The sequence below is a fragment of the Priestia sp. 40 genome (assembly GCF_049368575.1).
Lineage (GTDB): Bacteria > Bacillota > Bacilli > Bacillales > Bacillaceae_H > Priestia > Priestia zanthoxyli.
Window position 1 is genome coordinate 102469 of sequence record NZ_JBMPZA010000025.1, and the last position, 14622, is coordinate 117090.

General features: G+C 34.0%; 12 protein-coding genes. All 12 read right to left on the bottom strand.

Annotated elements, in window-relative coordinates; translation table 11 throughout:
* Window positions 1–183: 183 nt before the first annotated feature.
* A complete protein-coding gene (gene manA, locus ACO1DI_RS25250; RefSeq protein ID WP_423145698.1) occupies window positions 184–1194 on the bottom strand; it encodes a mannose-6-phosphate isomerase, class I in 1011 nt (336 codons plus the stop codon).
* A 17-nt stretch (window positions 1195–1211) separates the two neighbouring features.
* Window positions 1212–2294, bottom strand: a complete 1083-nt coding sequence (locus ACO1DI_RS25255; protein WP_208732629.1) for a glycosyltransferase — start codon at window positions 2292–2294, stop codon at window positions 1212–1214.
* Window positions 2295–2363: 69 nt separating this feature from the next.
* Complete coding sequence (locus ACO1DI_RS25260; RefSeq protein WP_423145699.1) at window positions 2364–3752, bottom strand: sugar phosphate nucleotidyltransferase; 1389 nt, start codon at window positions 3750–3752, stop codon at window positions 2364–2366.
* A gap of 40 nt (window positions 3753–3792) precedes the next feature.
* Window positions 3793–5040, bottom strand: coding sequence for a glycosyltransferase family 4 protein (locus ACO1DI_RS25265; protein WP_208732631.1), 1248 nt, complete (start codon window positions 5038–5040; stop codon window positions 3793–3795).
* A 14-nt stretch (window positions 5041–5054) separates the two neighbouring features.
* On the bottom strand, window positions 5055–6152 hold the full coding sequence (locus ACO1DI_RS25270; protein ID WP_208732632.1) for a glycosyltransferase family 4 protein: 1098 nt from the start codon (window positions 6150–6152) through the stop codon (window positions 5055–5057).
* Window positions 6153–6206: 54 nt separating this feature from the next.
* Window positions 6207–7400: a polysaccharide pyruvyl transferase family protein gene (locus ACO1DI_RS25275; protein ID WP_208732633.1), complete on the bottom strand. Its 1194-nt coding sequence runs from the start codon at window positions 7398–7400 to the stop codon at window positions 6207–6209.
* Window positions 7401–7440: 40 nt separating this feature from the next.
* On the bottom strand, window positions 7441–8592 hold the full coding sequence (locus ACO1DI_RS25280; protein WP_423145700.1) for a lipopolysaccharide biosynthesis protein: 1152 nt from the start codon (window positions 8590–8592) through the stop codon (window positions 7441–7443).
* Between the two features lie 168 nt (window positions 8593–8760).
* Window positions 8761–10227: an O-antigen polymerase gene (locus tag ACO1DI_RS25285; protein ID WP_208732635.1), complete on the bottom strand. Its 1467-nt coding sequence runs from the start codon at window positions 10225–10227 to the stop codon at window positions 8761–8763.
* Between the two features lie 266 nt (window positions 10228–10493).
* On the bottom strand, window positions 10494–11573 hold the full coding sequence (gene gmd, locus ACO1DI_RS25290; protein ID WP_208732636.1) for a GDP-mannose 4,6-dehydratase: 1080 nt from the start codon (window positions 11571–11573) through the stop codon (window positions 10494–10496).
* Between the two features lie 60 nt (window positions 11574–11633).
* Window positions 11634–12575 carry a GDP-L-fucose synthase gene (gene fcl, locus ACO1DI_RS25295; protein WP_208732637.1) on the bottom strand — a complete coding sequence of 314 codons (942 nt, stop codon included), beginning with the start codon at window positions 12573–12575 and terminating at the stop codon, window positions 11634–11636.
* A 24-nt stretch (window positions 12576–12599) separates the two neighbouring features.
* The gene (locus tag ACO1DI_RS25300) at window positions 12600–13253 is read right to left on the bottom strand and encodes a sugar transferase (RefSeq protein WP_208733498.1); all 654 of its coding nucleotides are present in this window, start codon (window positions 13251–13253) and stop codon (window positions 12600–12602) included.
* Between the two features lie 56 nt (window positions 13254–13309).
* Window positions 13310–14203 (bottom strand): UTP--glucose-1-phosphate uridylyltransferase GalU, encoded by an 894-nt coding sequence (galU, locus tag ACO1DI_RS25305; RefSeq protein ID WP_208732638.1) that lies wholly within the window; start codon window positions 14201–14203, stop codon window positions 13310–13312.
* Window positions 14204–14622 lie beyond the last annotated feature (419 nt).

Below are 14622 nucleotides of genomic sequence, written 5' to 3' on the forward strand. Positions count from 1 at the left end.
AACTTCTAAAAATTCAATATACTGTTCATTATAGTTGACAAAAGATTCTTTTACTATATTCTTTTGTAAATTAAATGAAATATTGACAGTTCTTATTTTTTCTTTCTATTTTTATATCGACATAACATGTAAAATATTTATACTATTTATGATAAATGACTTATTATCTTCTTGCACAACTCATTAAATTTCCGCCATATCTCCAGCGATATGTGCAGTTTCGTATATACGCTTACTCTTCTCATTTGGATAAGAGGCAATAACTTGAAGCTGGCCTGTCAAAGTGAATGCTTTAATCGCATTTGGCAAAATAAAATGGTCTCCTTTTTGCAGCGGAAATTCTCCTTCTTCTGTCCAAAGCGTTCCGTTTCCTTCAATTACACTTCCTAATGTAAAATGCTGCGTTTGAACTAACTCAATGGAAGACTGTATGTCCCATTTATAGACAGAAAAATAATCTTCTTCTAAAAAAGTAGTGATGGTGCCGCCTTTTTCTTGAATACTAATAGGCTCTATATGCGACTCAGTATGAGGAATGGTTGTCACATCAATCGCTTTTTCTAAGTGAAGTTCTCGCAGCTTTCCTTCTTGTCCGAGGCGATTATAGTCATACACACGATACGTTGTATCTGAACTTTGTTGCGTTTCGAGAACTAGAGTTCCTTCACAAAGAGCATGCAGCGTACCGCTTGGAACATAGAAAAAATCACCGGGCTTGATTTTTACACGCTGCAATAAATCATTCCAGTGACCTTCGTTTACTAACTGCGTAAATTCTTCTTTGCTTTGTGCGCGATGACCAAAAATCATCGTCGCATCTTCTTTACAGTCTAGGATGTACCAACATTCCGTTTTTCCGAGCTCACCATTTTCGAACTCCTGCGCATACTCATCACCTGGATGCACTTGAATGGATAAATCATCATTAGCATCTAAAATTTTTGTTAAAAGCGGAAAGCAAGGGCTGTTAAAATGCCCAAATATCTCTGGATGCTCATCCCAAAGCTCACCTAGCGTTTTGCCGGCATAATGACCTTCTCGAACTGTATTCGGACCGTTTGGATGAGCAGAAATAGCCCAGCACTCGCCCGTTTGAGCAGAAGGTATACTATACCCGTACTGACTTTTCAACTCTGTTCCACCCCAGATACGTTCGTGAAATAGAGGCGCTAAAAAAATAGGTGCTTTTTTCATCGTTTTGAATGAACTCCTTACTTACTGTTTATTTTTTTATTGATTTCTTCGGCGATATGCATCGCTTCATTTTTATAGCGATTGATTTGCTGCCGTCTGCATGTTTCAATGAGTAAAGGAGTCACTACTAAGCTTTCTAACTCCTTCCACTCTATGAGGTCGCATAGCTGATGATGAACTAAATAATCAATCGTATGACGGTCTTCTTTCATGCTACTGCGATTTGTAATCAACAGCGGCACACCAGCGCAAACCGCTTCACTGATCGTCCCCCACCCTGCTTTTGTTAAAACAAGATCAGCCGCTGCTACATAGTGCTGCGTTTCTGTTTCCTCATGAGGAATTTTATATACATTGGGATGAGTAACATTGACATTCGATGAAATAATAAACTTGCAGTTTGGACTTTGCCAAATGGGCAAGTCCGACAACGTTTCAATATCTACTTTCATCCCCAGGCCGAAGTAGATGATGTGACTGTCACCTTCAGGGTCAATCTCTTTACGAATACGCTTTACTTCAGAATCGTTTATTTCTCTTGAATAGAAACCGAAGCTTTGATTTTCTTTGATACCCCAATGTGGCTCATCACTGCATGCTAGCGAAAACTGATACGTCATCTGCTTATAGCGTTCTTCTAAAAATTCCAGCGATAGCTCTCCAATTAACCCTTCATATGCTGTAAACCAAGTGAAATTTGATATTCCTAAAGAAGGCAGGTTTAATAGATAGGCACCCGCGATTCCTAACGGAGAAATATCCGAAATCACAAATGAAACATTGGCTACTTTCATAAATCGCTTTTCATACACAAGCTTTGTATGAAAGCTTGAGACGTAAGAAGCAACTTTATAGTTTAACAAATCAGCGTCTGGTTCTAATGAATTTTCTTTTAGTACGTAGCCAACATCCATTAAAATCTCTCGAAACCTCACACGACGTTCATATTTAAAAGATTGTCTAAGAAACTCAATCGCAAATGAATGACAAATAATGATTTCTATTCCTTCATCTTGCTTTAATAATTCACGAATAATGGCCGTACTTCTAGTCGCGTGGCCATATCCGTAGTCTGAAATATAATAGGCAATTGTTTTCAACCAGAAGCACCTCCTCATTGGTTGCATAAAAAAAAGTAGAAGCTTTGACTATATCTAAGCTTCTACTTTTTATAGAATCACCTGCGGTCTTGATGATTGGAATTGTTTAATCACATCGTTCCATTCATAAATAAGGCGAATAGTATCTTCATTTGAAATGACTTTCCCCGTTTGGACTTCAATAAATTCAAGGTCAGTTAACCCATGAATTCCATGCTTTTTACCAGCCGGCAAGTGAATAATGTCCCCTGCTTTCACGCGGCGAATGTAATCATCAAGCGCAAGCTCTCCTTCTCCACGTACAATCGTCCATACTTCATCACGCAAATTATGATAGTGATATGTTGAGTTCTTTCCTTTCGAAATATGAATACGTTTTGTCACCATTTCTGTTTCTTCATCATATTTCGCATAATCTAACACGCGGGACCAGCCCCAAAGGCGTTCTTCATACATAGGAGGATAATTCCAGTCACCAATAATTTCTTTAATCTTAGGACTAGATGCTTTATCCGCCACTAAAATTCCGTCTGGACTAGCCGCAACAACTACATCTTTTACGCCTAATACCGTAACTGGAATATCTAACTCGTTTACTAAATGCGTATTATCCGAGTCATCTGTTAACACACCTTTTCCAATTTGAGACGTCGCCATTTCTTCCGTTAACGTATTCCACGTACCAAGATCTTTCCAATAGCCATCATAAGGTAAAGCAACAATGTGACTTGCCTTTTCCACCACTTCATAGTCAAAACTAATTTTAGGCAATGTTGTATATTCTTTATGCAGCGTTTCAAATTGAAGCGGAAGGTTTTTTTCTTGTAAAATTTGAAGCAAATAACCTAAACGAAACGCAAAAACGCCGCAGTTCCAAAGCGCACGCTGATTAATTAATCCCACAGCTGCTTCTTCACTAGGCTTTTCTGTAAAACAATCCACTGTAAAATAACTATCCCCCTGTACTTTTCCTTCCGGCACGATGTATCCGTATTTAGATGAAGGATACGTAGGTGTAACACCCATTAATGCTAAATCAGCTTTTGAATTACGAAGCACACTTTCTAAATCTTTTACACGTTCAAAAAATCCGTCTTCAACGTACGGATCAACTGGCAGCACCACAACGATTTCATCTTCAGATGCTTGCTCCTCAGAATGAAGATATGAAGCAGCTAAAGCAATAGCTGGAAACGTATCGCGGCGCTCAGGCTCGATAATTAACGGAATGTCGGTTCCGACCTGACCTCGAATCATATCACGCTGAAGCTTAGAAGTTGCAATGACTGTTGATTCGTTTAACCCAACCGCTTTAATTTGATTCCAGACGCGCTGAACCATTGATTCTTTCTGTCCATCTCGTCCTTCTAATACCTTTAAAAACTGCTTTGAACGCGTATCATTTGATAACGGCCATAGACGCTTACCAGATCCACCTGATAACAACACAAGTTTCATTCATTTCCCTCCAATAAAAAAAGACTTGTGTATACAAGCCTCATAATTTCATAATTTTTGTAAGAACATTACGGTATTTATTGATAGATATCTCTCGTTTTAAATGTTCGTCTAAATAATCCCTTCCATTAGCTCCCAGCCTAGCCAACTCTTCTTCGTTTATACTATAGAAGTAACTTATCTTATCGATAATTCCTTGGTAATCTTGCGGTTCTACGACAGCACCACATTCACTTTTAGCAATTAACCTTTCCGCTTCACTTCCTTGTTCTAGTACACCTAAGATAGTTTTGCCTGCTGCCATAATACCATAAATTTTACTAGGCACTGATACTCCTTTTATACCCTTTTGATTTACAACTAAATGGACATCAGCAGCATTCAAAGAATACTTAATAAATTCCTTCGGTTGATATGGAAGAAACGTTACATTTTCAATATTTTCTTCCTTTACAAACCTTTGCATATCCTGTTTTACTGCACCTTCACCAATGAATACAAATTCAAGATTTGCATATTCTCTAAAGTACTTAGTTACCTTAATAATATTTTCTAAATCATAATAAAGACCAATGTTTCCTGAATACATTATAATGAATTTATTATCTAAATTATTTGCTTTAAGAAAATTTGCTACACTTTTATTGTCTTTGGCTAAAGGCAAAATTTCATCTTCGTTTGTCCAATTATTAATAACTACATGATATGGAACCTTTTCATCTTTGAATCTTTCTTTTAAAGTTTCACTCATATCGTTTCCAACGACAATTACACAATCAGAATATTTACAATTAAGCATATCTATTTTTTTAGCTATTTTAAAAATGAATTGTTTGTTGGTATAACTAACAGCTGCTGCTTGCTCTGGATTAAAATCTTGAATGTTATAAATATGCTTAGATCTCTTTAAAAATTTCCCTATTGTTCCTATAAGTCCTCCTAAGATAGGGGGTTGAGAGATTGTGTAAATAGCATCCACACCTCTCTCTTTCCACAGCGCAAAATTTGCCAAAGTAAAATATGTAAAGATATATTTCATCCTACTTACCTTAGATTTTTTATTAACTTTTGGTAGGCGAATCCTTATGACTCTAATATTCTCCAAGAAATCTTGTTCAAATAATTTATTGGTTGTTATTTGTTGGCCAGCATAACCAGGCTGAGCTGCAATAACAGTGATATCAAAATCATCTTGAAGATTCAAACAAAGTTCTGTAAGCAACTGACCCGTTGATGCAAAATCAGGATAAAAATAATTAATAACAAATACCAATTTTTTTTTTTTCATATTCTTTCTCCTATTTAATCAATAGCTTTAATTATATTATTGATATATTTTTCATCAGAAAAATTATCTAAATAATGCCTACGGCTTTCTTTACTGTACATCTCTATATTTAGTGGATTATTGATAATGTTTATAATTGCTTCCTTTATCAAAGATGAAGTTCCATCCTTCAACAAAATACCATTATTCTTAACTAAATCTTCAATACATCCTCTTTTAGTAGAAATTATAGGTAATGCTGCTGCCATACCTTCAATAATAGAAATTGGCTGGCCTTCTACAGCATAATTTGAAGGAAGAATCATTATATCCGAATCTAACAACAGGTTTTTCTTTTTTTCATCTGTCACAATTCCAACATACTTAATATATTTCTCAAGGTTCTTATCTTTTACAAGTACTCTCATTTCCTCATAATCTTTTGAATTATGTATAGCACCAGCTAAAACTAAATTTATAGCATACCCATCTATAATTAATTCAGATACCCCTTTTATTAGTTCCATATATCCTTTTTCTTTCATAAGGTTACTTAGATATACTATGTTTAATTGAGAGTTATTCTTGTTCAATTTTGCTTTTGAAATATCATTTTCAGAAATAAAATTTGTATCTATGCCATTAGGTACAACTTGAATATCTCTTATAAAACCTCGATAATTCTTTTTTAGATTCTCTCCCAGAACAATTCCAGTTGTAACTTTATTTAAAATTCTTTTAGCGATTTTCAATTGAAATAGTGATAAAGAATCTAGAACATTCCCTAAGTTATTTCCATGTAAATGGATAATGGTTTTCGAAGCAAACTTATTTCCCAACTCTATGATTATTAAGTCCCTAAACAACCCTAATTTAGTTTGAGATATTGAGACATACAAAGCATGTTTTTTTGAAGTTATTAGACTAAAAAAAGTTTTAAATATTACTATTATATCCTGGAATATTTTCTTAAAGGAAAGCTTACCAACTTTCTTAATTACTGCTCTATTAGTATTTATAACAATTAATTTATATTTATTATTTATTCTTTCTGATCTAACAATTTGGTTTAAGGCAATACTCTCACCATGGATAGGAGGAGGAATAGGACCTATAACAATGACTTTTTTCAAAGGTGACTCACCTACCTAATTTACCTAATTAATATATTCTCAAGCGCTAAGTATTTAACTTAACTTTTCTTTTAATGTTGATCTAATTTGCTCAATTTCCTCTTCCACTCTTCCTATAGGGTAATTCTTTGTATCAATTAGATTCTCGATATTGCTGTATACTTCGTCTATTGAAAAATCATGAACATCATATACATAATCTTGAAGTCCTAATTTTTTAAAGGTACCTTTAGTTTTAGGCTGATATGCCAAAGCTATAGTAGGAGTACCACCAGCGAGAGCAAAAATGGTAGAGTGCATTCTACTTCCTATAAATAAGTTCATGTCACCATATAAATATACTAACTCTTCCGGTCTATTGCTAAACTCATCTAAGTTCACTATTCTAGCATTTTCAGTATGAATTTTTTGTAATAAACTTTTAGAAACTTCGTAGTCTGTATCTCCATCCCCGACAGTCACTTGAGGAAAAATATAAAATGAACATTCACTGAATTTTGAAGATAACCTATTGCAAACTTCGGCTACTTTACTTACATATTCATCAATCTCGTTATCTCCAATTCCTTTCATGGCAAACCTCCAGTCTAATAATGTTAACCCCACTTTTAATTTAGAGCTATTCCTATTTTTCCAATTCTCAACTTGCTGACTAGGTAACGTAAACCCTATATCAGCAATTTCAACGACATTATTAAGCCTCAATTCCTTAAGGAACTTAGTAGAAATCTCTTCTCTACTGATAAATAGATCTAACTTTTTTATTACCTTTTTCACTATAAATTTATCAATATGACTATCTATAGGTCCTACACTTTGAGGAAAAGCAAGAGTTTTCTTCCCTTTTTTAGTTGCAACCCACAAATGAAATAGAGAATTTAATAAACCAATTCCTAAAGGGCCTTTTCTAGAGGAGTAGAGATATCCTCCTCCTACACTAAGTACCATATCTGCTTCTTGATAAGCTTGAATTGCTTTAGTACGTCGTTTCAATGCTACTTTTAAAACTGATTTAACTCCGTTAATATAACGTCTCACACTTTTCTGTTCCTTTTCTAACTCCCAAACTGGAGCTATAGAAGAAACTCCGTACTGTTCATAGAACTTCTTATTCTCCCTCCAATGTGAGGACATAACTTGAATATCTGCATCAGGATCTATACTTTTGATTAAATAAATCATTCCTACAACTATACCTGCATCTCCTCTATTTTTTGAAGAGTATGCGTTAATAAATAAATATCTCATATTTTTCTCCTTAAGTTTCTAATCTAAATTAAATATAAAACTACTTACTAAGGCTAGCTTTGCTAATTTCTTTATTAAATGATCTTCTAAAATAAACTGTAATACAAATTCCTGAAAATGCTATCGCAACGGCTGAGCCCAATTCATGAAATTTTATAGTTAAAAATAGACCTATAAATATTGTCACTACCGTGCCAATAAAATTCCCTGTAAAAAAGTGTTTAGTTTTATTTAAAGCACGCAATCCTACTACCGATGGTCTATTTAATCCTAAAGCTAGTTGGTATACACCAAATATCATTGTAAGGTATTTGTATTGTTCGAAATTTTTCCCAAAAACAATATCAAACGAGAAATATGATATTGTTGTTACTACAATAATTATTATTAAGTATATAGGAGTAATTTTAGAATGAAGACTATGAATGTATCTATTTACACTATCAACACCTTCATCTTTATATAACTTAGAAATTTTAGGAGTAAAAGTGTTTTCAAAAAGAACAAGTAATATTGTAATTAATCCTAGCAAATTCATTGCTGTTCTTAACCCACCTAACTCCTTATCAGATATATAATTAGCAATTAAAATAAAAAAGCCTTGAGTGCAAGCCCAATAGAGTAGATTGCCAACTACAGTCCATTTGGCAAACTTCCAATGTTTATTTATGACTTTCTTTTTATCTAAGTAAGAATGTTCTTCCTTTTTGCTATGTTTTATAAAGTCGAATAAAACTGTTGCGAATATACCTAATAAATAACTGCTGGATAAAACCAGAAAACTTGTTTGAACACTCATTGAATCTTTCCATATCAAATTCAATGTGGAAAAACATCCAACTAAAGCTATACTCCCTACAAATATTCCCTTAACCGTACTACGTCCATAATTTAATTTTCTTAATAATTCGTACTGGGTCCATGCAATCGAAAATATTATAGAATACATACCTTCTATTAATGTTAAATTTAGTATATACAAGTTCATAAGCCATAGTACAATGAGGGTTAAAAAAAACGTAAAACCAATATTATATCTAGTAATATAGCGTATATAAGCTAGCTCATAAATCTTAAACTCTACAGGTAAAAATACTAATATTGGTGCTGAAAAAAGACTTGAACAAACTAAAAATACTAAACTAATTGCTGAATAAATCAACACAAAATCTGCAAAGCTTTCTACAGCCATAAATCTACTGTAAAATATAATTATTAAAAAATTTAATAGTGACATTATACTTTGTTCAATTAGTCCATATCTAAAGAACGCTAACTTTGAGAACATTTTAAGCATTATTCATATACTTCTCCTACTCTTCTTATCTTTAAAATAAAAAAGTCAGTAGTATTTAACTAACTACTGACTTCTTAAGCTCCACCTAAGTATTATAATAATTAACACTATTGGAACAATATCTTGCATATAAAAAATATAAAAGTTAAAAAGATCTCCTCTTAATAAACTAGTAAGTCTTACAATTGTAATAGCGTAAAGTAAAGCCCAAAATCCACTGCCTTTTGTTAAAAATCCTCTATATAACATGCCCAACCCTATACCAAGTAATAAGAAACCAGTTATAATCCCTAACAATCCAAAATTCAAATACAATTCCCCTAAAAATGAAACATTAATTTCAACGTGATTTGGATAATAAAATTCGGGGAAGAATTTTTCAGTAAAATACGTCATAGCCCCGTATCCTTTATCTGGAAACCAATCTCTAGGTAAAGGTGACATTATAGTAGCTAAAATCGTATCTCCTAATAAGAAATCATATGTGTCTTTTTGACTTAATAGCGTTACTAGAGCATCGAATTGTACAGTGTCATATCCACCAAAGAAGTACCTTGGAAAGTCAGAAAGAGAATTATATAATATATCTCCAAAGCTCAAATTGCTGTTTGAAACAAAAAATTTATCCCTAAGTACTATTCTATAAACAATTACAATTAAAAAAAATAATAAAAAGCCAAGTGACATAACATTACGAGTTTTTATCTTTTTGTAAAAGTAATGTTTAATTATCATCAAGATTAAAATTCCATACAGAATTGAAGACCTTCCACCAGTTAATATTAGAATTAATAGAGTACTGATTAGTAAAATCAACCATATAAAAACATCAACTTTGTAATTTCTTTTTAAAAATATTAATCTAACTGTATAGATAAATAAAATCAATTTACAAAAATTAGCCAAAATCAATAAATAGCCTGCATCCTTTAAATAAACGTTCCTTAAGGCTAAATTATTAACATAATTGCTAAAGCCTCCAGCTTTCATAATTAATGACATGATAATCCCAAAAGCAAATATTATAGATAATATGGCCATGAACCTAATCCACTTATTTAAAACTATCATTTCAAAATTATTTTTTAATTTATTTTTATTGAGTGCTAGTACATCTTTAGTATTTAAATTCACTAAATAGTGTAACGAAGCATTATATACGAATATACCTATTAAAATGTATTGCAGGGCTTGATCGAAGACTTCTACCTCTTTATCTGCAAGTTGGTGTACATTAAATGTACCTACACCAATTTCACCCGTTGTTAATACATAAATCGGTTTAAACACATATATAATTAAAAAAAGCACATTTGGAATTACAAATGGAGAGAATACATCAAATTCTCCTAATTGTTTTATATTTAGATATATAGAAAACACTATAATTCCTGCGATAACTACCAAATATATAGGTGCTTTTAAGTTAATTTCTGCTTCTACTAAATTAGAAAGGTACGGAATGCTAACTCCTACCCCTATTGCCAATAGAAAACTTAAGATAAGTACCTTAAAATTATTTAATAACATTTTTCACTGCCCTTATAATTGAGTTTCAAAAGCTAATTCTAAATGTGATTGTTCAATTAATAATTTAATCCTTTTATTTTGAGTAATCTATTAAAAGATTAGCTTACATAAGTCCAAAATCCTCTTTTATTATAAATGAAACAATTTTTTAAAAGCTTATCTCATAAGCATTCAATTATGATAAATAGTAAAACTTAAAATTCTGTTTCATCGAGAAGCTGGCTTTTAAACAAGCCCCTTGTAGAAACCATTAAATGATGACCTTATTAATCAAACATTACTTTAACCTTATCTTCCTTCTCAACTTTCTTCGTATCTTCCTCAACCATAATACGAATCAACTCTTCAAATGAAGTCTTCGTTGGATTCCAGTTTAATAGCGTCTTCGCTTTGGTCGGATCGCCTAACAATTGATCAACTTCTGCAGGTCGGAAAAATTTAGGGTCGATTTCTACGATGACTTCACCCGTTGCTTTGTTGGTTCCTTTTTCTTCTAAACCTTCACCGCTCCACTCAATTTCAATACCCGTGTGTTTGAATGCAAGCTGGACAAATTCGCGTACTGAGTGCATTTCCCCTGTTGCAATAACGAAATCTTCCGGCTTGTCATGCTGAAGAATTAGCCACATACATTCTACATAGTCTTTTGCATAACCCCAGTCACGTAAAGAATCTAAATTTCCTAGCGTTAATTTTTGCTGTTTACCTTGTGCAATCCGTGAAGCAGCAAGCGTGATTTTACGCGTTACAAACGTTTCACCGCGGCGCTCTGATTCGTGGTTAAATAGAATTCCGTTTACTGCAAACATGTTGTAAGATTCACGGTAGTTCTTTGTAATCCAGAAGCCGTAAATTTTCGCTACGCCGTATGGAGAACGCGGGTAGAAAGGTGTTGTTTCTTTTTGCGGCACTTCTTGAACCTTCCCGTACAGCTCAGATGTAGAAGCTTGGTACACGCGCGTTTTATCTGTAAGTCCTAAAATACGTACAGCTTCAAGAATATTTAACGTACCTTTTGCGTCAACGTCTAATGTATATCCAGGCATATCAAAAGACACGCGTACATGTGATTGTGCAGCTAGGTTGTAAATTTCATCTGGCTTGATGTCACCAATAATTCTCGTTACGTTTAGTGCATCCGTTACGTCACCATAGTGAAGATGGAAGTTTGAGTTATTTAATAATGCGCTCGCTGCCTCCTCTGTTAAAAGATCTTCTAGACGTTCTTGGTTATAAGAAGAGCTGCGGCGGATTAACCCGTGGACCTCGTAACCTTTTTCCAGTAAAAATTCTGCTAAATATGATCCGTCTTGTCCTGTTACACCTGTAATTAATGCTGTTTTCATCGTATCCTCCATATATATCAACTGTTATTTTTATTATTTAGTTTAGTGCAAAGTTTCTACTTATTTTGCTGCTGCTAGTTCGTTATCTAGAAACCATTGATAGGCTTGTTGAAGGCCATCTTCTAGAACAGTTTCTGCTTTCCAGCCAAGACCGTTGAGCTTTGTTACGTCTACTAGTTTACGAGGCGTTCCGTCTGGTTTTGACGTATCAAATTGAATGTCTCCTTCGTAACCAACAACTGCTTTTACCTTTTCGCCAAGCTCTTTAATTGTAATATCTTCTCCCACACCGATATTTACGATTTCATTGCCTTCGTATGTATTCATTAAGAATACGCAAGCATCCGCTAGGTCATCTGAATATAGAAATTCGCGTTTTGGAGTGCCTGTCCCCCACATTTCAACAAACGGCGCATTGCTTTCTTTCGCTTCATGGAACTTGCGAAGTAGCGCAGGAAGAACGTGTGATGTATGAAGGTCAAAGTTGTCATTTGGCCCATAAAGGTTAGTTGGCATTGCTGAAATGTATTTTGTTCCGTACTGACGATTATAAGATTCACACATTTTAATACCAGCAATTTTAGCAATCGCATACGGTTCATTTGTTGGTTCAAGCGCACCTGTTAGCAAGTATTCTTCTTTTAATGGCTGAGGCGCTAATTTTGGATAAATACATGTACTTCCTAAGAATAATAGCTTTTCTACGTTATTATGGTAAGCTGCGTCAATGATATTTGATTGGATTAATAAGTTATCATGAATAAATTCTGCAGGATATTCATTGTTTGCCACAATACCGCCTACTTTGGCTGCTGCTAAGAAAACAAATTCTGGCTTTTCTTCAGCAAAAAACACGTCTACTTGCGGTTTGTTTCTTAAATCTAGCTCCGCACTTGTGCGATACACTAGATTGCTATAGCCTTTTTCTTGCAATTTTCGTACGATAGCTGAACCGACCAGACCTCTGTGACCAGCCACATAAATTTTTGAATTTTTATTCATTTTAAGACACCAGCTTTCCTTATGTTAATAAGCATTTTTCGAGCCAAATAGCATAAAAATAGTTCGACATATAATTTTAATATCAGCCATTAGAGATCGTGTTGTTATGTATGTTAAATCTAATTCGACCATTTCTTCGAATCCTACGTTGCTTCTTCCACTTACTTGCCAAAGCCCTGTGCAGCCAGGAGTGACTAGTAGCCTTTGCATTTGATACTCTGTATATTCGTTTACTTCTCTTACAAGTGGCGGCCTTGGACCAACTAGACTCATATCCCCTTTTAAAACGTTGATTAACTGAGGAAGTTCATCAATACTTGTTTTACGGATAAATTTTCCTATCTTTGTGATACGCGGATCATTTTTCATTTTAAACATCGCGCCTGTAGCTTCATTCTGTTCAAGTAATTCAGCTAATTTTGCTTCAGCATCTGAAACCATAGAACGAAATTTATACATGTTAAACTCTTTACCGTTCTTCCCTACCCTCTTTTGAGAAAAGAAAATTGAACCTTTGGGGTCTTCGAGTTTTATTAAAAGACCAACAATAAGAAAAACAACAAACAAAACAAGTAAACCAACGGTTGCTCCTGCTATATCTATACATCTCTTAGCCAAAAGGTAAACAGCTTGATTGTTAGGCTTGACCTTTTCAGGTGTAACTTGTGTTTGTTGAATAGAAGTTTCCGTTTTAGATTCAGCACTTGATGGCAATGCAACTCACTCCCCCTATTCTACTCTATTTTTAGCGGTTTCTTCGTTTCTTTTTTCAACAAATCTTCCATAATAGTTAATAGATTATTACGAAGATCATCATGTTGAAGCGCAAACTCAATTGTTGTCTGAATAAATCCTAACTTTTCTCCTACATCATAACGCTTGCCTTCAAAGTCATACGCAAATACACGCTGAATTTCGTTTAGCTTTTGAATAGCATCGGTTAATTGAATTTCACCGCCTGCTCCGACTTCTTGTTCTTCTAAAAATTTAAAAATTTCAGGAGTGAAGACGTAGCGCCCCATGATTGCTAGATTCGAAGGAGCTGTACCCGCCGCTGGTTTTTCTACAAATGTATTCACTTGGTGACGGCGACCGTCGTGTGAAATAGGATCTACGATTCCATAGCGATGCGTTTGATTGTCAGGAACCGTTTGCACACCTATTACGGACGAAAGAGTTTGTTCATATTCATTCATTAACTGACGAAGACACGGTGTTTCTGCTTGGACAATATCATCGCCTAACAACACGGCAAATGGCTCATCGCCGATAAAGTTACGAGCACACCATACTGCGTGTCCTAGTCCTTTTGGTTCTTTTTGACGGATATAGTGAATATCAACATTTGAGGACTGACGCACTTTTTCTAAAATATCGAATTTTTCTTTTTCAACTAAATTATTTTCAAGTTCTGGAGCATAATCAAAATGATCTTCGATAGCGCGTTTTCCTTTTCCAGTTACGATGATGATGTCTTCAATACCTGATTGAACCGCTTCCTCGACGATATATTGAATAGTTGGTTTATCAACGATTGGAAGCATTTCTTTTGGCATTGCTTTCGTTGCAGGTAAAAAACGTGTGCCTAGACCAGCTGCTGGAATAATCGCTTTTTTGATCCCCTTCATTACTCATCCCTCTCTCTAATTTTAATTATGAATTCTGTTTATTGGTTTAGAGATATATAAACATTCATAACGAAATTATATTAGGATAACTTTGTTATGAATGCTTACATTAAAATATGGGCATTTAACCCTCCCTCACGCCGTACTTTTGACAACATATGCGTCTAAGGTAACTAGTTACCCACAATACAACCGAGTATCTCCATTGATAAAGGTTAGGAGACATCACCATAATCAGTAACTATTAATCTGTTTAATATCTAACCATAGACCAAACTAAACATTTGAAAAATCATTATATTTTTAAAAATATAATTAACAAATTATACTAATAACTTTATACTGTTCATGTTTCAAGGGTGAGTATTTACCCTTGAAACATGAATGAAAAAACAAACCAAAAGTCCTATATAAACAAT

What these genes read in the sequence shown, in the direction of transcription:
- ACO1DI_RS25280 (WP_423145700.1), bottom strand. Translation starts at nt 8,592, where the DNA reads ATGGCTGTAGAAAGCTTTGCAGATTTTGTGTTGATTTATTCAGCAATT.
- fcl (WP_208732637.1), bottom strand. Translation starts at nt 12,575, where the DNA reads ATGAATAAAAATTCAAAAATTTATGTGGCTGGTCACAGAGGTCTGGTC.
- ACO1DI_RS25275 (WP_208732633.1), bottom strand. Translation starts at nt 7,400, where the DNA reads ATGAGATATTTATTTATTAACGCATACTCTTCAAAAAATAGAGGAGAT.
- galU (WP_208732638.1), bottom strand. Translation starts at nt 14,203, where the DNA reads ATGAAGGGGATCAAAAAAGCGATTATTCCAGCAGCTGGTCTAGGCACA.
- manA (WP_423145698.1), bottom strand. Translation starts at nt 1,194, where the DNA reads ATGAAAAAAGCACCTATTTTTTTAGCGCCTCTATTTCACGAACGTATC.
- ACO1DI_RS25260 (WP_423145699.1), bottom strand. Translation starts at nt 3,752, where the DNA reads ATGAAACTTGTGTTGTTATCAGGTGGATCTGGTAAGCGTCTATGGCCG.
- gmd (WP_208732636.1), bottom strand. Translation starts at nt 11,573, where the DNA reads ATGAAAACAGCATTAATTACAGGTGTAACAGGACAAGACGGATCATAT.
- ACO1DI_RS25285 (WP_208732635.1), bottom strand. Translation starts at nt 10,227, where the DNA reads ATGTTATTAAATAATTTTAAGGTACTTATCTTAAGTTTTCTATTGGCA.
- ACO1DI_RS25265 (WP_208732631.1), bottom strand. Translation starts at nt 5,040, where the DNA reads ATGAAAAAAAAAAAATTGGTATTTGTTATTAATTATTTTTATCCTGAT.